Consider the following 19,815-nt stretch of genomic DNA (forward strand, 5'->3'; position numbering starts at 1 on the left):
TCCAGCTCATATGGACTTTCTTGCCATACAGCCCCCAATATGTCTCTGTACAGGAGACACGACCTATCCTTTTTGACAAAAAAAGAGGCCCGCAGGCCCCTTTGGTTAAACCTTTCACTTTTTATGAAGTGATTCCTTTAAAAACAACTTCAGCAGGTCCAGTCATGTACACATGATTGTCAGCTTCATTCCACTCAATGTGGAGATCCCCACCCTTGAGGCTGATGACTGCTGTACGATCTGTATGACCATTCAGGACAGAGGATACCAGTGTCGCACAAGCTCCGGTTCCACAAGCTAGTGTTGGACCCGCTCCGCGTTCCCATACACGCATGTCCACATATCCACGGTCACGAACTGTGGCGAATTCCACATTGATTTTTTTTGGAAACATCGGATGCACTTCAAGAAGGGGTCCCCAAGTTGTGAGGTCAAAATTTACAGCGTCATCTACATAGATAACCGCATGCGGGTTACCCATGGATACGGCAGTGAATTTGAACGCATGTCCATTTGCTTCAATGTAGTGATCAACCACTGGGTTGGCATCCACCGTTGTAGGCACTTGAAGGCCATTCAGGATTGGTTCGCCCATATCCACACGAACCGTCTCTACTTTACCATCACGAATGTTGAGACTCACAGGTTGTACCCCTGCACCAATCGTTTCAATGGTGATCTGCTCCTGGTTCACGTGACCATGATCGTATACATATTTGGACACACAGCGAATGGCATTACCGCACTGTTCTGCTTCCGAACCGTCCGAATTCATGATACGCATCTGAAAGTCCGCCTTCTCCGAAGGCAGTATATAAACCAGGCCGTCCGCACCGATGCCGAAGAAACGGTTGCACCATTTCACAGCCAACTCTGCTGCATCTGCCGGAAGCTCCTTTTCACCAAATACAACGATAAAATCGTTACCAAGTCCATGCATTTTCGTAAATTCCATAATCTTGCCCACTCCTTTTGGCAGTCTGCTGCCAAAGCTATATTCTTGCTCTTCTACAGGATTACCATAGAAATTCATATTCAACATTTACACAAAAAAGCTATCCTGCAAAATGCCAAAGCTGCCGCTTTGAATCATTTTGAGGATAGCATACCGAAATAGGTAAGGAAAAGGTATTGATTTTATGCTGAAAACTTTGTACTTTTCGGTACGAAGCGGCCAGAACCCCCCATACGGCGGCGGTTACGCCGACCACCCCAGACGCTGCCTGCGCCCATAAGAAACGTTGGAATGCCTGCAGCAACGATACAGATCGCCCATTCACGCAATCCCAGAGGTACGGTTTTGAAGATCGGCTGTAACGGTTCAACGTACATGACAACCAGCATCAGTACAACCGATGAAATCACCGCAAGAACCAGATATTTGTTCTGTAAAGGATTCCGGTGGAAGATGGACCGCGAACTACGGCAATCAAAGACATGAATGAGTTGCGCCAAAACGAGTGTAGCAAAAGCCACAGACTGTGCCTTGATCAGTTGACCCGGATTATCCGGCGCAGCCTGAAGGGTAAGCCAGAACGCGCCGAGTGTACATAATCCAATCAACACACCCCGGCTAACGATTTTCCAACCCAGTCTCCGCGCAAAAATATTTTCCTTGGCACCACGGGGTTTGTGTTCCATCAAATCTTTCTCAGGCTGATCTACCCCGAGCGCCATTGCAGGCAAACCATCCGTCACCAGGTTAACCCACAGAATTTGAATAGGTACGAGTGGTAGCGGCAGGCCCATCATCATTGCAAAGAACATTGTCAATATTTCGCCCACGTTTGATGCCAGCAAATAACGGATAAACTTGCGAATGTTCTCATAAATATTACGGCCTTCTTCAATGGCAGCCACAATGGTTGAGAAGTTATCATCACTCAGAATGAGTGCCGAAGCTTCCTTCGTGACATCCGTTCCTGTAATGCCCATCGCTATGCCGATATCTGCAGCTTTGATCGCCGGAGCATCATTGACTCCATCACCCGTCATCGCGACGACATGCCCTTTGCGCTGTAACGATTTCACGATGCGAAGCTTGTGTTCCGGAGATACCCTTGAGAACACATATATGCCCTCTACCTGTTTATCCAGTTGCTCGTCTGTCATGCCTGCCAGTTGCTGACCACTTAACGAAGCCCCTCCACGTGGAAGAATCCCGAGTTGATGCGCAATGGCTTCTGCCGTTGTTCCATGATCACCTGTGATCATGACGGTACGAATGCCCGCTTTGCGGCATGTGGCAATCGCATCTCGCACTTCACGACGCGGTGGATCAATCATACCTGCAAGTCCTACGAAGACAAGCTGACTTTCGGCGGCATGTTCGTCAGCCACTTTTTCTTCCGGCCGCACTTCACGGTAGGCCATTCCGAGGACACGTAGTGCTGCTCCGGCCATGCTCTCATTTGCTGCCATTACTTTCTGTCGCAGTGTTCCAGTGAAAGGTACAACCTTGCCTTCCCACAAAATATAACTACAGTGTCCGATCAACACATCCGGTGCACCTTTGGTATAGATCATTCGGCCCCCCTGATGATGAACCAGGACCGACATGCGTTTTCGCTCCGAATCAAACGGGAATTCCTGCTGGCGGGCATACAACTCTTTAAGTCCGGCAGGAGTAAGCCCCATTTTGGAGGCCAGTGTGACGAGTGCCCCTTCCGTCGGATCGCCTTTCAGCTCCCAAAATACATTATCTCGTTGAACGGTTTCTTCTTGGAGTTCACCTTTTTTCGTGTTTTTCTTGCTTTCCTTTTTGGTATCCTTGCCCTTTTTCTTGCTCCCCACCTCGCTTGAAGCACTTTCCACAATACTCGCATTGTTGCAAAGCGCGCTGATCTGAAGCATTCTGCGTAGCGACTGGTCACTCTTCAGTTCCACCGTACGACCGTTCTCCAGCATCTGCCCTTCAGGTGCATAACCATCCCCGGTAACCTTGATGTTACGTCCCTCCAACCACACATCCGTTACCGTCATCTTGTTCTGAGTGAGCGTGCCAGTCTTATCCGAACAGATTACAGATGCACAGCCCAGAGTTTCGACAGAAGGCAGTTTGCGTACAATGGCTTTACGTTTGATCATACGCTGCACGCCTAGTGCGAGTGCAATGGTTACAATAGCCGGCAGACCCTCCGGTATGGCAGCCACCGCGAGGCTGACCCCCGCCAGAAACATGCCAACGGCTGGTTGTCCGTGCAATATCCCTGCGACGACAACCATAATGGTTAATCCCAATGCGACAAAAATCAGAATTTTGCCCAGTTGTTCCAGCCTGTGCTGTAACGGTGTTTCCTGCTCCTCCGTATTCTGGATCAGATCGGCGATTTTGCCCATCTCCGTCTCCATCCCAGTACGAATGACTACACCTTTAGCTGTGCCACGAGTGACCATGGTACCCATAAAACCAATATTCTTCTGATCACCCAGCGGAACGTCCTCGTCCGCAATCGGAAGGCAATGTTTGCTTACAGGAACCGATTCCCCGGTAAGTGCCGACTCCTCGACATCCAGACTGTTCGTTTGCAGCCAGCGCACATCCGCGGGTATACGGTCCCCACTCTCCACCATGACAATATCCCCGGGGACAAGTTGTTTGGCGGCAAGGTGTACTTCCTGGCCTGAACGAAGCACTTTGGCAAGAGGTGCAGACAACTGTTTCAATGCACGAAGAGATCGTTCAGCCCGGAATTCCTGTACAAACCCCAGAATCGCATTCAGTACGATAATAGCCACAATCGTTACCGCATCCAGATACTCACCCAGTAATCCGGATACCAACGTTGCTCCCATCAACACCAGCACCATAAAATCCTTGAACTGATTCAAGAGCAATGTAATTGGAGAAATGCGTTTCCCCTCGCTCAGCTCATTCGAACCGACCACTTTCCTCTTCTCTGCTACAGCTTCATCCGTCAATCCTTCCTGCGGGCTGACGCCAAGAGTGTTACGAAGCTCTTCATCACTAAGTTGATGCCACTTGGTATGTTCCATGCTTCAAGTTTCCCTCCCAGTCTGTATTTCATCTGCAAAATAAGCTCACATGACTCACCGGCGCGCTGGTCGACAGGCTGTACACTATGCCGGACAAACTACCTGCTCTATATGTATTCGGACAGGTCTGTGATTAGCACCCGGAAGGTGAATCCTTTCCCTGATGGACAGAATAGGCTAAAATAAAAGTCTGCGATGTTCTGCGCAGTACCAATTCCAGCGTTCAACAGGCAAGCAACGAAGAATCTGTAGCCAGTCCTTGTTTTTTTACATACCTGGTTGCACATTTCAGTTATATAGATGAAGCATTTGGCATGATAAATGCAGATGCTCGATAGAGAGAGGAAGTGGAAAAAATGGCATTGGACGGCATTGTAACACGGGCCATTGTTCATGAACTGCAAGGCTGCATTGGTGGACGTATCAGCAAAATCCATCAGCCGAATGGCCATGACGTAGTTCTCACCCTGCGTGCTCAGCGCGGAAATAGTAAATTGCTTGTTTCGGCAAGCCCAACCTATCCCCGTGTGCATTATACGGAAAAGACATTCCTTAACCCTACGGAAGCACCCATGTTCTGTATGTTGCTCCGCAAGCACTGTGAAGGTGCAATCATTGAGGAGATCCGTCAGATTGGCATGGAGCGTATTATCCACATCAATGTGCGCCAGCGCGACGAACTGGGGGATGTTTCGGTTAAACGGATCATCATTGAATTGATGGGGCGTCACAGTAATATTATTTTGCTTGATCCTGTAACTGGAACGATTCTGGATGGCATTCATCATGTGACTCCTTCCATCAGTAGCTACCGGGTAATCATGCCTGGATTCGCGTATACTGCCCCACCCGAGCAACATAAAAGTAATCCGCTCGAAGTGAGTCGTACAGCATTCGAGGACAGCTATCATGCCGCTGAAGAAGATGCATCACGCTGGCTTGTGAACTCCTTTAGCGGTCTTAGCCCGTTAATTGCGGGAGAGATTGCTACTCGTGGAATTGCTGCTGAAGGCACCCTGAGCACTCCAGCTGTGGTTGAGGGTGAAAGCCGAGTTGAGGCTGGTGCACTCTGGAACGCTTTTGAAGCCGTGATGGGACCTGTCAGAGATCATATCTACACACCTGTAACCGGAATGAACGCCAAAGGCAAAATGATTTTCTCAGCCGTTCATCTTCAGAGCATTCAGGATTTGGAGAAAACCTATGACACGATGAGCAAGTGCATGGAAGATTATTACGGAGATAAGGCTGAACGAGACACGGTTAAACAGAGAGTAAGTGATCTGCTCCGTTTTCTGCAGAATGAGCGAAGCAAAAACATCAAAAAGCTGGACAACCTGAACAAGGATCTGCTGGAAGCGGACGATGCGGACAAGTTCAGACTATGGGGTGAGTTGCTGTTTGCCTCCCTGCATCAGGTCCACAAAGGGGACAAGAGCGTGGAGCTTGTGAACTTCTACGATGAAGACCAAGCCAACATTACCATTCAGCTTGATCCACTGCTTACACCATCTGACAACGCACAACGTTATTTCAAGCGGTATAACAAATACAAGAACAGTCTGGCTGTCATTCATGAGCAGCTTGGCAAAACCAAAGACGAGATTGACTACCTCGATAACCTGTTACAGCAGCTCTCCATTGCATCGATGAACGATATTGAGGAAATACGGGACGAGCTTGTACAGCAAGGATACCTTCGTGACCGTAATAAAAAGGGTAAAAAGAAGAAGAAAAGTGACCGTCCAACCGTACACCAGTTCACCTCCTCGGAGGGAATTGATATTCTTGTGGGCAAAAACAACCTGCAGAATGAGTACGTGACCAACCGTCTCGCTTCTTCCAACGACACCTGGTTGCATACCAAAGACATTCCAGGTTCACATGTCGTTATTCGCAGTACGGACTTTGGTGAAGCTACATTGGAAGAAGCAGCACAGCTTGCTGCCTATTTCAGCCAGGCCAAGGAGTCCAGCAGTGTGCCTGTGGATTACACGTTTATCCGTCATGTGCGCAAACCAAGTGGTGCGAAGCCTGGTTTTGTGATCTATGATCATCAGAAGACGTTGTTTGTCACGCCAAATGATGAATTGATCAAAAGTCTGCCTTCCACGATTAAAAATGGATAGTATGCTTAGCTCATAAGGTGCGATGTAACAGTAACAATAGAAAAATCCCCTGACCATTAACGGTTCAGGGGATTTTTGTGGTTGCACTACTTGTTTGAATGATATGTGAAGCTCAGCCTATTTATCATTTCCTTTGAATATTAATTCATTTATAAGTATAATAATTCAATCGTGTTGAATAAAATTATAGTTGAAGGAAGTGTACCATGACCATACATATCAGAGAAACTCAACCTGATGATCTGAAACCCCTGATGGCATTAATGCATGACTATGTGGTGGGATTCTACAACAACCCCTGGCCTGGTGATCAATCCATCCAGCTTTTGATCAACAACCTGCTTAATCAGCAGATCGGTGCTCAATTCGTGGCAGAAGAGGACGGGAAGCTTATCGGATTTTCTACCCTGTTCTTTACATACAGCACGATGAAAGCAGAGCGTGTCGCCATCATGAATGACCTATTTGTTACGGAAACATTCAGAGAAGGCGAAGCAGAAGCCAAATTATTTGCACACTGTCAGCAATATACGCGTGACCATGGATGTGCATATATGTCTTGGATCACAGCAGTGACCAATGAGCGGGCACAGCAATTATTCGAACGTCTCGGGGCTACACGTGGCGCTTGGGTAAACTATTCCATTACATAGACTATTTTCAGAACAAAAAAAGGGACATGCAAACATGAACGTTCAGCCCTATCATGGTTGCATGTCTCTTACTCCTTCGATCTTAAAATGTATCCAGTAATACAGAATTTATTATAGTAGATAGAGCGTTGCAACGTCTCGCTTACTCTCCCCTTTGCTGTGAAGCAGCTGCCTTCAGCCTTTCCAACACATCAACCGTTACGGTCTTGCTACCAAGATCCCCGTGGAAAACAACACCTTGCCGTTTACCATGATAATCAGATCCACCTGTTTCAATGAGGTCGTATTCCTTGGCCAGCTTACCATACCTGCGTTCCTCTTCTGGGCCATGGTCCGAATGAAACACCTCAATGCCATCCGGAAGGGCGTCTTCAATGATGCGACGTACCAATTCATCATCATTATAGAGACCCGGATGGGCAATCACAGCGGCTCCACCTGCGGCTCTGATCCACTCACACGCATCCTCTGGTGCAACGCGGGGTACAGATACAAAGCCTGGCTTGCCTTCAGCAAGATACTGATCAAATGCATCCCGCATGTCAACAGCGTAGCCTTTTTTCACCAGCACATCGGCCATATGAGGTCTGCCAATACTCTCATCCGGCTCTAACGGTCGTCCCAGCTCATCCAGTACCTCCTGCCAGCTTATATCAAGCCCGAGTTCTTGCAGCTTGGCGATAATCAGATGATTCCGCTCATCTCGCGCTTCTCGTAATCCGGCCAACCGTTGCAGGAATATCTCATCCTCCGTATTAACGTAATAGCCCAGTACATGAATATCTTTGCCGCCAGCCCGGGTGCTGATCTCCACTCCGGCAACAACATCAATATCGTACTCTTTTCCCGCTTGCTGTGCTTCCGCTACACCAGCTACTGTATCATGGTCCGTTAGGGCAACCGCAGATAGCCCTTTTTGTTTGGCAAGCTTCACATTATCAGCAGGTGGCTGCATTCCATCGGAAGCCTGACTATGCGTATGAAGATCACAGCGTCCTTGGCGCTGATCCATGATCAACAGCTCCTTTGTTTAAAATTGATTATGATTCAATCTTATCTACCATTGATGTTGCCAACGATTATGCCTTCCCCGTCTTATGTACCGACTGAGGCTGCTCCTGCTGACGCAGATAATTCAGGAAAGCGACTGCTGACAGGGGCAACAAGGACGACTTTAGATGGATGGCATAGAACTGCCTTTTGAATTCGAGTCCGCGGATATCCACAATATGAACAAGTCCCAAAGCCAGTTCATGCTGCACCGAAGAAGGAGATAACATCGTAATACCTACCCCTGCCTCCACAGCCGATTTTACCGCTCCTGTACTGCCAAGTTCCATTACAACATTCATATCCTGTGGATCAATCTTTTTCTTTTGCAATTGGTCTTCCATCACCTGACGAGTACCCGAACCCTTCTCACGCAGCACAAAAGGATAATTCATTACATCCTCAATATTCACTTTGCCACGCTTCGCCAGATCATGCCCGGCAGGTACAATCAGTTTCAGCTCGTCCTGCATGACAGGCTCCACAATCATGTCCGGGTGGTTCACAGGCGCTTCAATAAGACCGAAGTTTAGCTGATGCTTCAATATGTCATCCATAATTTGCGTTGTATTCATCACTTTCATGACGATTGAAATATCCGGATATTGAAGTGCAAATGGTCCGAGCATGCGTGGAAGCACATATTCCCCGATCGTTAAGCTGGCTCCCAGCTGGAGTCTGCCCTGTAACATCTGGGTAAACGCCGACATCGCTTCATCCGTCTGTCTGACCAGCTCTACACTCCGTTTCGCATGAGGTAATAAAGTCCGTCCAGCCTCGGATAATTCTATTTTTTTGGTGGAACGATGCAGTAACTTGGTGCCAAAATAGTCCTCCAATGATTGAATCTGCATCGTTACTGCCGGTTGAGTCATATGTAATGCTTGTGCAGCAGCCGAGAAACTCCCCTTCTCTGCTACCGTATAAAAAATATGCAATTGGTGAAAATTCATATCTTCGCCCCTCTTCGATTACACTCTCTACATTGTAGCCGATTTCCCGCTTGGCAACAAAAAAAGCATGCAGCTTGTCTGCATGCGATAATCCTTGAATCTATGATTTCAACATATTGAATCTACCCAGGCTTACTTATGCTTGCGACTATTTTTGACCAGCGTCATTCTTCTTGAATGTCTTAACCATGAATAATATGACTTCAGGTCCCTTAATTCAATGGTCTCCGACATACGTCCCAGAAACGTAACTACAATCATTTTGTGTAGCGGGTTGCCCGCAATATCATATTCTCCTTCAAGTTCGGAAAATTCGGCGACCACCACCAGATCCTCATCAATCAGGTAGACGTCCTGTTCATTACGGTAGTATGGTGTTATACGGTCCTGCTTCAGACACTCCCATAACCACGCCGCAATATGGTCATCATCACTACGTGCAGGCTCAATACGGTCTGCATACCGCATCTTGGCATGATGGGTAATGACGATGTCGGCCACTTTCTTGTCTCCAAGAGCCACGAAAAACGGCTCGTAGGTGCTCCAACGTTGCATCACCTTATCACGCATGGGAATCACTCTCCACCAGATAGGACTTTCTATCTATTTATTACCAAATATATTACAACATTAGTCCCGCAACCTCAAGGCGTAAGTTTAACTTTTTTTCACAATAGCCAATTTGTGTATAATTCAAGAAAAGAGCGACCCCAAAGGGTCCCTCTAGTTTCTCTTCTATATTCCGTAAAAGCTCGTTTTGTCCATCGTTTTGCTGGCATACTCGGTTTTGATCTCATTACGATACGAGCGTTCGATCTTGCGCACATAGGAAAGCCGCTTCACATTTTTCATCGTATCATCTGCCCGTTCTGCATTAACATACATGACTACATAATGCATACGGCGGGAGATATAATGCACGGTGCCATATTTTTCGAGATTACGGGCAGCTTTCAAATCACTGACCCAAATAATGAATCCTGTCCTTTCCGCAAACATCATCGTTCCCCGCCCTTCTATAATGATTACTTAACTGCAACCACATTTGCCGCCACTACCGCAGCCGCCCTTCGGATTCGGATCATTGCTCGGTACCTTAATGGTCGTTGACACTGCAAATGCAATGGTCTCTGACATCTGAAATAACATATCATCCAGGGACTTCTCTGCCTGTTTGAAGCGGATTACCGCCTCGAAATTTTCCAACTCCTGTTCCAGAGCCTTCACCTGGTCTTTTGCTGCATGATAATCCGGGTGAAAATGACCGAAACGCTGTGTTTCTTCAAACAATTCCTTCTTGGCATTCAGCTTCCGAATCCCCATCTGAATCTCAGGAGTAGTCTCGACTTGCTGCTTCCAATATAAATAATCCGATACTTCGGCAGATTGGTTAATCATGTCGCCCAGTTCATATGCGCCCGTTAACACTTGGGCCATATCGACCGTGTTCATTTCCGCTACGCTCATGAAATATTCATCCTATCTATATATAAAGTTCTACTTAACGTAGACTACCTCATCATAGCATATCCATGAATAGTTAAGAAGAGTTTTTCCTGCAATTAGAAATAGGGGGAACTCGAAAATTCGCCTTTCAACCTGATATTCACGTAAAATAGTCAGGTTATGACATCATCTGGCAGGATAAGACGCATTGTATCCCACTCTGACGGGGAGAATGTACGCCATTCCGTCTCTGATGTATTTTCACTTGAATCCAACATGCACCAACCGCTTAAAGTCCATTGTTCATGACCCTCTACCTGATGTGGAATGAGGTATTGCGTACGATTTTCCTGTTGTATCCCCAGCTTGGTCTGCCACTCAATGGCTTTGGCAGCAATCTGTCGGGCGGTTGAACTATGATATCGACGCCACTCCTTGTACCAGGTCTCCGGTATCTCCTCAAATCCCAACAGAGAGGACTTCTTCTCAATGACAGAATGATCACGCTCCAACCCATGCAGAGATGCAGGGACATCAACCAGACCTTGATTATCGGGTGTGTAGAAAGAAGAATATACACCGCTCAACATATCTTTTTCTAATAACTTCGGATCATCTGCGGAGCCTGTATTTGCCTCCATTACCTTCATACTCCGATTTACAGTCAACGGTGCAGCATCCGTCTCCTTGCCCCAATCTGCTAACGCAATACGTACATTCTCTGGTATGCCTGTCAGCGCATATTGATCCAGAAACTCCATCACTTCATGTAATGCATACCCTCTGGCTATGGCCGAAATGAATCGTTCTTTTGTCATACGGTAGATGGACATTCGATCACGCGTCACCCGTTCTGCGTATTGCTCCAGCATCCAGATTACATCAGGCCCCGCTTCCGGCGGTACCAACACTTCGAAGTCAGGCTGCATGTAAAATCCACACGGCTCCGCCTCACTTACCATCTCTTGTTCTCGATATAACAGGCTATGCGGTTCGATCAGCCAACGGAATGCCAGCGCTCCCGACTGATCTTCTCCTACTTCACCATAACCCCAGCCAGCCAGTGCGTATAGCCAGCCCCTGATCCGTGGTTTCAATTCCAAATTCTCTATATGGCACCATATGTTTTTTTCTGGAGCCAACACTGCCAATTGATAACGGAAATGCTGCAACGCGGGTTCAGCTTCTCCGTATCTTTCCATACACGCTTGATATATTTCCCGATGCATCTGTCTCCACGAGAGCTGCAACCATTTTTGTAATCGATGATCTACAATCTGAATTTGGCCATCTGACTTCTGAACAAGATTCAGACTGAGCAGTAGATCGAGAAGGATAGCTACGTGGGTCGGATACAAATCCGAATGTTCATATCGGATGCCCAGACCTTCAAAGTCTGTCGAAGATAATACCGTGATCACACTTAATTTTTGAACACTTTTCTTATATATGGTGCCCTTCCCTGTCAAAGGAAGTCCTTCTCTTTCAATCCACGCGATCAGATGAAGCAGCTCCGCAGCAGTATCCGGCTTTCCTTCCTGTATTACATGAGCATGCTGTACCATCTGTTTAACGATCATACCCACTCTTTGTGCGTAAGCAATCGTCAATGTCTCCAACAGCGAAGCAGGAATATAGAATAATCGCTCCCCCCAACTTTTATATACAGATTCAATCCATCTTTGCTGCCTAAGGTTGGCGAATGAAGAATTGGCTTCTGCGACACTTAGTCCTTCGATGGCCCACTGTTCTCGCGGCAGGAGGGAGGAAAAAGACTGACCGGCATATTTGTGAAAAATTGCACCAAGCACTTTTTGTTCCACCAAAGCAAGCTTTGACCATGAATCAAGGTTCAGTACCATAGGCTCATCTATTGGTTCAAATGAAGACATATCCCAATCCCTCCTCTTTTCACGAGTATAAATGGACTATTCGTTCTCGTGCACAATGGCATATTCATATCCCTGCTCCACCAAGAACATCTGACGGTTTAATGCAAACTCCTGTTCCTTACTATCCTCTGATACCAACGCATAGAAATATGCTTTGTTTTCTCCAGCTTTTGGTCTCAGAATTCTCCCCAAACGTTGTGCCTCTTCCTGCCTAGACCCGAAACTCCCGGATATCTCAAGCGCAACAGCAGCATCGGGCAGATCCACAGCAAAATTAGCAACCTTGGATACCACAATTGTTTTAATCTCTCCACATCGAAAAGCGGCAAACCACTTGATTCGCTCTTGCTGTGACATGGTACCCGAGATCAAAGGTGCTTCAATTTCCCGGGCAATCAACTCAAGTTGATCCAGATATTGTCCAATCACTAGCGCAGGCAAATCCCGATGACGTTCCAGCAAACGCTTAACTACATGTACCTTCGCCGGATTCTCGGCAGCCAATCGAAATTGATGTTTAACCTCGGCTTGCAGATAATTTGATCTTAGTTCCGGGGAAAACGGGATACGTATCTCCTGACATTGTACATCAGCAATCCACCCTTGCTGCTCCAGTTGTTTCCACGGCATATCATAGAGCTTTGGACCAATCAACGAAAACACATCCTGTTCACAGCCATCCTCTCGAACCAAGGTGGCCGTCAATCCCAGCCTTCGCGTAGCTTGAATATCCGCAGTTGCACGAAACACTGGTGCTGGCAGCAAATGTACTTCATCATATATGATCAGCCCCCATTGCCGCTCACTGAGCAGTTTGATGTGGGTAAAATCAGCATCCTTTGATTTCCGGTGTGTAAGAATCTGATATGTAGCTACAGTCACAGGTTTCACCTGTTTTTTCTGACCGGAATACTCACCGATCTGTTCGCTGGTAATCGTGGTTTTGTCTTGAATTTCCTGAATCCACTGTCGCACAGACGTTGTATTGGACGTCAAAATAAGGCATTCACATTGAAGCCGCTCCAGCACGGCCATGCCAATGACCGTTTTTCCTGCCCCGCAAGGAAGTACGAGTAAACCGCTTCCTCCCATGCCCTCACTGCCTTCGAATGCATCCACAGCCTCTCTCTGGTAAGAACGCAGCGCAAACCGCTCAGAGTGGTCCCCCGGATCATTAGACCGCCAATCAAATGAAAGCTTGGTTCCCTCCCGATATCCTACGTAATCAAGTACGGGGTAACCCAATCGTGTTAATTCCCTTTTTAATAACCCTCGCTGTTCTCCTGGGAGCAGAAGTTCATGAGCGTCCTTACGTTCCATGCGAAAGGCAGCTATCGATTTCAATCCACTTAATTCATCCAGCAACCGCTCATCCTCACTGTAAAGACGCATTCTGGTGTGATCTGCTTCGGAATGCAGCTTTAATTTGCCATACTGATCCATGATTCTCCGAACATCCTGTATCAGTGCAGCAGGCACGTTCCAGCGGGATACCAGCTCCAAACTTGCGATGACCTGATCTGCATTCCATCCCAGCGCAGCCGCATTCCAGAGCGATAACGGAGTGATTCGGTAGGTATGAAACGCTGCTGGTGTCTTAACCAGTTCTGAATACATCCCAAGCTGCTCTCTTGCTCTTTCGAATCCGGGGTGACCAACTTCCAGCAAAACTGTAAAATCTCGCTGAACGATACAAGCATCTGTCCTTACCGTATGTTCTGTTTCTTCCATTTGGTGCCTTCCTCCTATCACAAAAAAGTCCAGTTCCGGCAGCTTCCGAAAATGAACCACTTTAAGTGCACGTTCCAAAAGTCTAGTTTTCAGTACCGAAAAGTGGACTTTTGGACAACATCTATAAAATCCACAAAAAAACATCCTGCCCATACCTCGGTATGAACAGGATGCCCAACTGCATCTAAAGTCATTCGGCTGTGTAACCCTTAGCCATAGCTATGAACAATCTAACGGCCGTCTGCATTGCGTCTTCATCAAAATCAAACATCGGATGATGATGCGGATAGATCGCATTTTTATCCGGGTTGCCTGCTCCAACAAACATAAAGCACCCTGGAACCTTCTGCAGATAATACGCAAAATCTTCCGCTGGCATCAGCATCGGGGAAGCTTGCACTCGTTCTGCCCCAAATAATTCTGTAGCTTCTCTGAAGAAACGTTCTGTCTCCTGTTCATCGTTCACCACAGGCGGATATCCCATAATATATTTCACTTGCGTCTCTGCGCCATAAGCTGCCCCTGTCTGGGCTACCATGGTAAGCACACGCTCTTTCATCCCGTTTCGGGTCTCTTCATCAAACGTTCTTACCGTACCGCTCATTTTGCATTGCTCTGCAATTACATTCTGAGCCGAGCCCGCCTGTATTGTACCAATGGTCAGCACCGCGGGTTGCAATGGATCCACCGAACGACTGACAACGGTCTGAAGCTGCATCACAAGCGCAGAACCCGCGATAAGACTATCTATCGTGGATTGTGGCATCCCGCCATGTCCACCTTTGCCTTTGATCTCAATGTAAAAATCGTCCGCCGCCGCCATCATCGGTCCTGCTTTACTGGCAACAACACCTATAGGCAACGGGGTCCACAGATGAATGCCATATATGACATCCACGCCTTCAAGCGCACCATCCGCAATGACCTGAACTGCACCACCCGGAAGCAGTTCTTCTGCTGGCTGGAACAAAAAGCGAATCTCTCCTTGGACCTCCTGCTTGTGACGGCTAAAATACAACGCCGTACCGAGCAAGATCGAGATATGACCATCGTGGCCGCATGCATGCATCGCTCCTGCTTGTTGTGACGCATACTCGATATTCTTCTCATCCTGAATTGGCAGTGCGTCCATATCAGCTCGCAGCATGACGACAGGACCCGGCTTGTCCCCACGAATGGTACCGATGACCCCGTGGCCACCAACATGACGCCTCACTTCAACGCCAAAACTCTCCAACATATCCGCTACAAAAGAGGATGTCTTCTCCTCATGAAAGGAAACCTCTGGATTGCGATGAAGGTGACGCCGCCATTCCACCATGTGGATCTGCAGATCTTCCCACCATATATTATTAGTCATGTCTCTCCACCCTTTCAATCTTGAACGGGACTTGGATCAAGCCCGAACCTGCCTCTTCAAACCTATTGCTGTATATTGTAGCAGAATTGGAAGAAAACCGATACGAAACGCCTTTGGAAAGCTTGCACGGGAAGGGGAAACATACTATCATGAACTAGAGAAATACTCGAGAAATTATACTCGGAAGCTTATGAGGAGGATCAAACGCTTATGATTTTTGAGAATACAGGCTTGGATGGCTTGAAGAGCGACTTGGCATACCTGGATGAGAGCGCCGAGAAAGTCGGATTTGTCCGGTGGCAATGGGAATATTACCGTGCTACATATGACTACAAAATTGAAGATGAACAAACCAACTCAGAATACTTTGTACGCATTAATACCCGCGCTGTGGAAGGCAAATTGGAAAAACCGGATACCGTTCTTGCTGTGGAAGCAGTATACCTCGGCAAAGCCACTTTCCCTCACGGCCTGGATTATGACTCTTCCGTTCCGCAACCAGTCGTGAAGCTGGCAGCCGAAAAATTACAGCAGCTTAAAGAACTGCTGGAAGCATAGGCTGGGCCAAACGATGAAACAACAAACGGCCCAAACGAAAACGAAGAGAGGCACGCCGGATTTTCAACTGCTAATCCTCACTTTATTGTTGGTGGGCTTTGGACTGGTGATGGTATTCAGCTCCAGTTCCAGCATTGCAATCGCAAGCGATAAATTTAACAATGATGCCCTTTACTTCACGAAAAAACAACTTATGTGGGCGATTATCGGTCTATTTGGCATGTTTTTTGCCATGAATATCCGCTTCAACAAGTACAAAAAGCTCTATGCACCCTTTTTCCTGCTCACTACGGTCATGCTGGTGATTGTTTTGATCTCAGGTGCAGTATTGAACGGTGCACGAAGCTGGATTCACATTTTTGGTTTCAGTCTTCAGCCTGCAGAGTTCGCGAAAATTGCTATCATTCTCTATCTCTCTGCTCTTATTACCAAAAAAGGTGAGAAATTCAGGGTTTTCAAGACAGGGTACGTTCCCGTCTTGTTCATCGTTGGATTCATCGCAGGGCTGATTATGCTGCAACCAGACTTCGGTACCACCTTCATTCTGGTGTCCACCTGTGGTCTCTTGATCTATGCCGGTGGAGCCAGTATGAAACATATCCTGGGTTCGATTCTCCTGGTTGTACTCGGTGGGGCACTGGCGTTCGGAGCGAATTCCCTGTTTTCTTCCATGTCTCCTTCCGACACAACGACTGCTACAACAGCAGTCACTGCGGAGCAGAACTACAAGATCGGACGTATTCAGGCTTTCCTTGATCCAATGTCCGATATTAATGGCGGAAGTCTTAACCTCTACCGTTCTCTTGTTGCCATTGGTGATGGCGGCATGACAGGTTCAGGGATTGGACAAGGTACGATGAAGCTGCACTATTTGCCAAACGCGTATAATGACTTTATTTTCTCCGTAATCGGGGAAGAACTCGGATTCATCGGAAGTGCCTTATTCCTGCTTGTTTACCTGTACTTCATCTGGCGCGGAATTATTGTCTCTCTCCGCTGTCCCGATCCATTCGGAACATTGGTCGGCATAGGTATCATGGGACTAATCGCGATTCAGGCATTTATCAACATCGGTGGTGTAACTCAGACCATTCCGGTGACGGGGGTCACGCTTCCGTTTATCAGTTATGGGGGTACCTCACTCTTTGTGATGATGGTTGCCATGGGCATTCTGCTCAGTATCTCACGCACCAACAATCTGGACGTGATCAAGGAAGAGAAAACGAAGTCCGTAACTGTACAGACACAGACTCGTACCTCTCCTGCTCTTCGTTCACGGGAGTCCATCCGTCGGATTCGATAAAAAACAACACAAAAAAGGCTGTGCACCTAATGGATGCGCAGCCTTTTTCTGTGTACTCGGTACAATTCTGTCTATCAAGATGAAGAACAGGTCAATATCGTTCTGTCCTCCATTGCGGATTGCGATTTCTACAGATCGTCGCCTTTGAAAGATACGCCTTCTACCTTTACATTGACTTCAACCACGCGTAATCCGGTCATGGTCTCTACCGCTTCTCTTACATTCTGCTGAAGCATACGGGAAACTTCATGAATCGGGGTTTCGTACAGGACGATGATGCGCAGGTCAATGGCTGCTTCCAGCTGGCCGACCTCAACGCTCACGCCTTTCTGTACGTTTTTACCGCTGAGTCGCTTCGCCCAGCCCTCTGACAATCCTCCAGACATTGCGGCAATTCCGGGTGTTTCCATTGCAGCCATTCCGGCAATTTTTGCAACCACGTCATCGGCAATCCGGATGTTTCCGCTCTCCAGTTGAAGTTGTTCTGCCATGCCACATCCTCCTTCACTTCGTTACTCGTATTTTAAATCCTTTCCACCCCAAAAAGCAAATTAAACTCAAAAAGATGCGTTTACAACCTACCACCATTTGGTTATATTGAAATATGAAAATAATCTCATAAGCGATTTACAGTGTCATTCAAAACAAAATAATTTATAACCGAGGTGTTTGTTGTGAGAAACCGGATTTCATCCATTTTGCTGATTGCGTTCTTTGCACTCAGTGCCATCGCCCACTACTTGAAATGGGATTCGATTCTACAGTTCGTGATATCAGCCATTTCGGTTATTTTTGTGGCCGGTTTTTTAGGCAAAGCCACCGAAAATGTAGCCCACTACGCCGGACAGCGGCTAGGTGGATTCTTGAATGCCACCTTCGGCAATGCTGCCGAATTGATCATCGCCATTTTCCTCGTCAAAGAGGGGCTGTTCGACATGGTCAAAGCTAGTCTGACAGGTTCCATCATCGGAAATCTGCTGTTAGTGCTCGGGTTAAGTATTTTTGCCGGAGGACTCAAGTTCAAAATTCAGAATTATAATGTTTCCCTTGCAGGTCTGAATGGTTCCCTGATGATTGTTGCCATCATTGCCCTGTTTATTCCGGCAGTCTTTCTCAATACACATTCCATTACACAGAAAGACACCAATACACTTAGTCTCATCGTGGCCGGATTGCTCATCCTCGCGTATATTGCGTGGTTGCTATTCTCCATGGTGACACATAAGAACTACCTCGCAGACGTCACTGAGGATCGCGATGAAGAGCTACCTCATGAGCATGCTCCAGCATGGTCCAAGAAAAAATCAATTCTCTATCTGGTGCTCGCAACAGTCATGGTTGCTTTCGTCAGTGAATGGCTGGTGGGCACGCTCGAAGTCTTCACTTCGGAATTTGGACTTAGCGAACTGTTTGTCGGTGCATTCCTTGTGGCCATCATCGGTAATGCGGCCGAACACAGTGCAGCTATCATGCTTGCCATGAAAAATAAAATTGGAGCAGCCGTCGAGATTGCGGTTGGCAGCAGCTTGCAGATCGCACTCTTCGTTGCTCCTGTACTGATTTTTGTCAGCTACTTCACAGGCAGAACCATGGATATCGTATTTACTACGATTGAACTGGTCGCCATCGGCGTATCCGTATTTATTGCGAAGTCCATTACCCAAGATGGTTCAACGAATTGGTACGAAGGTTTACTCCTGCTCGTGGTATATATCATACTCGGTGTTTCCTTCTTCCTCGTGTAACCAGGCCCTCACGTTGCGATTAAAATAACAAGCCACAAGAGGCAGCCACAATATACATTTGGAGCTGTCTCTTTGTTTGTATACGCCTTCCGGCTGGCTTTCATCCCAGTCCCGTTCAGGCGCACAAAAAAAGCATGCATAAACGCCTGCATGCCTTCTATTCTGACCCGCGCATTTGCAGGCTATTGCTCATTCTTCTTGTTCAAGGCTTCATATAAAATTGCCAAATTCCGCTCAAGCGCGCTAACCAGCTGCTTACCTGCACCTTCTGGAAGGAGCCCTGCACGAACAGCAAAATCAACTTCTTTGGAGAACCCATACATCTGTGTATCCAATACTTCCTCATAGAGAGGGCAGTAGCGGGTAGCCAGATTCTCCATCTGTACTTCAATAAGCTTCTGTATTTTATCTGCATCTTCTTGAAGAAGACTGATCGCTTTCAAACTCAGCTGGTCCTGCAGATCAGATGAAGTCATGCATTTTTCCCCCCTATGTCCCAAAAATCGCGTAAAGACGTTCTACCTCTAATATTAGACGAAATGAAGAGCTAATACAAGAACCTGACCAAAATAAGCCCGCAAAGTTAAGCCTTTTGTTGAAGCTTAATCCACCTGTTCCAGTCACGTCCAGACGAGTATTCAGATCATTCCATGCCAAAAAACACCCCTGCCAAAAAAGGCAAAGGTGCTTCTTGAGAGCTATTACTCAGATGCGATGCTTACATTCAGTCCATGCTTGGCAAATACTTCTGACATGGCTGCTTTCGCTTCAACTGCATCTGGACCATGAACATGCAGTTCATAGCTGTGCGTGCTGATCAGCGTTGTAAACAATCCGAGAATACTTTTTACATCGATATACTTGTTCTCCGAATGAAGCACGATTGAAGAAGTAAACTTGCCTGCTGTTTGAGCAATTTCTACTACAGCCGCGTTATTACTCGACATAGGAATCCCTCCGTCTTTTTACTATTGGTATCATCTATTAATTACCACTACA

18 protein-coding genes are annotated in these 19,815 nt (G+C 47.1%); 5 read left to right on the forward strand and 13 right to left on the reverse strand.

Translation table 11 applies throughout. The features are described from left to right. Window positions 1-121 precede the first annotated feature (121 nt). Both dapF and V6668_RS20430 read right to left on the reverse strand, forming a co-directional pair. Window positions 122-955, reverse strand: coding sequence for a diaminopimelate epimerase (dapF, locus tag V6668_RS20425; RefSeq protein ID WP_036614947.1), 834 nt, complete (start codon window positions 953-955; stop codon window positions 122-124). A 182-nt stretch (window positions 956-1,137) separates the two neighbouring features. Beyond that, a complete protein-coding gene (locus V6668_RS20430) occupies window positions 1,138-3,996 on the reverse strand; it encodes a calcium-translocating P-type ATPase, SERCA-type (protein WP_036614632.1) in 2,859 nt (952 codons plus the stop codon). 356 nt (window positions 3,997-4,352) lie between these two features. Here V6668_RS20430 and V6668_RS20435 point away from each other — a divergent pair, with 356 nt between their 5' ends. Further along, complete coding sequence (locus V6668_RS20435; RefSeq protein ID WP_036614634.1) at window positions 4,353-6,125, forward strand: Rqc2 family fibronectin-binding protein; 1,773 nt, start codon at window positions 4,353-4,355, stop codon at window positions 6,123-6,125. A 206-nt stretch (window positions 6,126-6,331) separates the two neighbouring features. Next, a complete protein-coding gene (locus V6668_RS20440; RefSeq protein WP_101313589.1) occupies window positions 6,332-6,778 on the forward strand; it encodes a GNAT family N-acetyltransferase in 447 nt (148 codons plus the stop codon). Window positions 6,779-6,920: 142 nt separating this feature from the next. Here V6668_RS20440 and V6668_RS20445 read toward each other — a convergent pair whose 3' ends face one another. The 8 genes from V6668_RS20445 to V6668_RS20480 form a co-directional block, all read right to left on the reverse strand. Then, on the reverse strand, window positions 6,921-7,790 hold the full coding sequence (locus tag V6668_RS20445; RefSeq protein ID WP_338706544.1) for a PHP domain-containing protein: 870 nt from the start codon (window positions 7,788-7,790) through the stop codon (window positions 6,921-6,923). 67 nt (window positions 7,791-7,857) lie between these two features. Beyond that, window positions 7,858-8,781, reverse strand: a complete 924-nt coding sequence (locus V6668_RS20450; protein WP_338706545.1) for a selenium metabolism-associated LysR family transcriptional regulator — start codon at window positions 8,779-8,781, stop codon at window positions 7,858-7,860. A 132-nt stretch (window positions 8,782-8,913) separates the two neighbouring features. Beyond that, entirely contained in the window at window positions 8,914-9,351 is a 438-nt protein-coding gene (locus V6668_RS20455; RefSeq protein WP_017687436.1) for a hypothetical protein, read from the reverse strand. A 165-nt stretch (window positions 9,352-9,516) separates the two neighbouring features. Then, on the reverse strand, window positions 9,517-9,780 hold the full coding sequence (locus tag V6668_RS20460; protein ID WP_026080981.1) for a YlbG family protein: 264 nt from the start codon (window positions 9,778-9,780) through the stop codon (window positions 9,517-9,519). Window positions 9,781-9,810: 30 nt separating this feature from the next. Then, window positions 9,811-10,248: a YlbF family regulator gene (locus V6668_RS20465; RefSeq protein WP_036614642.1), complete on the reverse strand. Its 438-nt coding sequence runs from the start codon at window positions 10,246-10,248 to the stop codon at window positions 9,811-9,813. A gap of 152 nt (window positions 10,249-10,400) precedes the next feature. Beyond that, a complete protein-coding gene (locus V6668_RS20470; protein ID WP_338706546.1) occupies window positions 10,401-12,119 on the reverse strand; it encodes a helicase-associated domain-containing protein in 1,719 nt (572 codons plus the stop codon). A 36-nt stretch (window positions 12,120-12,155) separates the two neighbouring features. Continuing rightward, window positions 12,156-13,850, reverse strand: a complete 1,695-nt coding sequence (locus tag V6668_RS20475; RefSeq protein ID WP_338706547.1) for a DNA repair helicase XPB — start codon at window positions 13,848-13,850, stop codon at window positions 12,156-12,158. A 190-nt stretch (window positions 13,851-14,040) separates the two neighbouring features. Beyond that, window positions 14,041-15,210, reverse strand: a complete 1,170-nt coding sequence (locus V6668_RS20480; RefSeq protein ID WP_338706548.1) for a M20 family metallopeptidase — start codon at window positions 15,208-15,210, stop codon at window positions 14,041-14,043. A 210-nt stretch (window positions 15,211-15,420) separates the two neighbouring features. On the opposite strand from V6668_RS20480, the gene V6668_RS20485 reads away from it, so the two are divergent. Together V6668_RS20485 and ftsW are read left to right on the forward strand one after the other, a co-directional pair. Next, window positions 15,421-15,768 (forward strand): YugN family protein, encoded by a 348-nt coding sequence (locus V6668_RS20485; protein WP_074095774.1) that lies wholly within the window; start codon window positions 15,421-15,423, stop codon window positions 15,766-15,768. Between the two features lie 13 nt (window positions 15,769-15,781). After that, the gene (ftsW, locus tag V6668_RS20490; protein ID WP_036614653.1) at window positions 15,782-17,071 is read left to right on the forward strand and encodes a putative lipid II flippase FtsW; all 1,290 of its coding nucleotides are present in this window, start codon (window positions 15,782-15,784) and stop codon (window positions 17,069-17,071) included. A gap of 128 nt (window positions 17,072-17,199) precedes the next feature. Here the strand turns inward: ftsW and V6668_RS20495 are convergent, their stop codons facing one another. Next, window positions 17,200-17,562 (reverse strand): Asp23/Gls24 family envelope stress response protein, encoded by a 363-nt coding sequence (locus V6668_RS20495; RefSeq protein ID WP_017687428.1) that lies wholly within the window; start codon window positions 17,560-17,562, stop codon window positions 17,200-17,202. Between the two features lie 183 nt (window positions 17,563-17,745). Between V6668_RS20495 and cax the strand changes: the two genes are divergently transcribed. Beyond that, on the forward strand, window positions 17,746-18,816 hold the full coding sequence (gene cax, locus V6668_RS20500) for a calcium/proton exchanger (protein ID WP_036674882.1): 1,071 nt from the start codon (window positions 17,746-17,748) through the stop codon (window positions 18,814-18,816). Window positions 18,817-18,998: 182 nt separating this feature from the next. On the opposite strand, the gene V6668_RS20505 is transcribed toward cax, so the two are convergent. After that, window positions 18,999-19,292, reverse strand: coding sequence for a YlaN family protein (locus tag V6668_RS20505; protein WP_036614657.1), 294 nt, complete (start codon window positions 19,290-19,292; stop codon window positions 18,999-19,001). Window positions 19,293-19,517: 225 nt separating this feature from the next. Continuing rightward, window positions 19,518-19,763 carry an HPr family phosphocarrier protein gene (locus V6668_RS20510; protein WP_036614658.1) on the reverse strand — a complete coding sequence of 82 codons (246 nt, stop codon included), beginning with the start codon at window positions 19,761-19,763 and terminating at the stop codon, window positions 19,518-19,520. Window positions 19,764-19,815 lie beyond the last annotated feature (52 nt).

The sequence above is a fragment of the Paenibacillus amylolyticus genome (assembly GCF_036894225.1).
Lineage (GTDB): Bacteria > Bacillota > Bacilli > Paenibacillales > Paenibacillaceae > Paenibacillus > Paenibacillus amylolyticus.

Excerpts from the sequence above, each read along its gene's own strand:
- V6668_RS20445 (WP_338706544.1), bottom strand. The coding sequence starts at position 7,790 with ATGGATCAGCGCCAAGGACGCTGTGATCTTCATACGCATAGTCAGGCT.
- V6668_RS20465 (WP_036614642.1), bottom strand. The coding sequence starts at position 10,248 with ATGAGCGTAGCGGAAATGAACACGGTCGATATGGCCCAAGTGTTAACG.
- V6668_RS20450 (WP_338706545.1), bottom strand. The coding sequence starts at position 8,781 with ATGAATTTTCACCAATTGCATATTTTTTATACGGTAGCAGAGAAGGGG.
- V6668_RS20435 (WP_036614634.1), top strand. The coding sequence starts at position 4,353 with ATGGCATTGGACGGCATTGTAACACGGGCCATTGTTCATGAACTGCAA.
- V6668_RS20430 (WP_036614632.1), bottom strand. The coding sequence starts at position 3,996 with ATGGAACATACCAAGTGGCATCAACTTAGTGATGAAGAGCTTCGTAAC.
- V6668_RS20505 (WP_036614657.1), bottom strand. The coding sequence starts at position 19,292 with ATGACTTCATCTGATCTGCAGGACCAGCTGAGTTTGAAAGCGATCAGT.
- V6668_RS20460 (WP_026080981.1), bottom strand. The coding sequence starts at position 9,780 with ATGTTTGCGGAAAGGACAGGATTCATTATTTGGGTCAGTGATTTGAAA.
- V6668_RS20440 (WP_101313589.1), top strand. The coding sequence starts at position 6,332 with ATGACCATACATATCAGAGAAACTCAACCTGATGATCTGAAACCCCTG.
- V6668_RS20510 (WP_036614658.1), bottom strand. The coding sequence starts at position 19,763 with ATGTCGAGTAATAACGCGGCTGTAGTAGAAATTGCTCAAACAGCAGGC.
- V6668_RS20475 (WP_338706547.1), bottom strand. The coding sequence starts at position 13,850 with ATGGAAGAAACAGAACATACGGTAAGGACAGATGCTTGTATCGTTCAG.
- V6668_RS20470 (WP_338706546.1), bottom strand. The coding sequence starts at position 12,119 with ATGTCTTCATTTGAACCAATAGATGAGCCTATGGTACTGAACCTTGAT.
- V6668_RS20495 (WP_017687428.1), bottom strand. The coding sequence starts at position 17,562 with ATGGCAGAACAACTTCAACTGGAGAGCGGAAACATCCGGATTGCCGAT.
- ftsW (WP_036614653.1), top strand. The coding sequence starts at position 15,782 with ATGAAACAACAAACGGCCCAAACGAAAACGAAGAGAGGCACGCCGGAT.
- V6668_RS20455 (WP_017687436.1), bottom strand. The coding sequence starts at position 9,351 with ATGCGTGATAAGGTGATGCAACGTTGGAGCACCTACGAGCCGTTTTTC.
- dapF (WP_036614947.1), bottom strand. The coding sequence starts at position 955 with ATGGAATTTACGAAAATGCATGGACTTGGTAACGATTTTATCGTTGTA.
- V6668_RS20485 (WP_074095774.1), top strand. The coding sequence starts at position 15,421 with ATGATTTTTGAGAATACAGGCTTGGATGGCTTGAAGAGCGACTTGGCA.
- V6668_RS20480 (WP_338706548.1), bottom strand. The coding sequence starts at position 15,210 with ATGACTAATAATATATGGTGGGAAGATCTGCAGATCCACATGGTGGAA.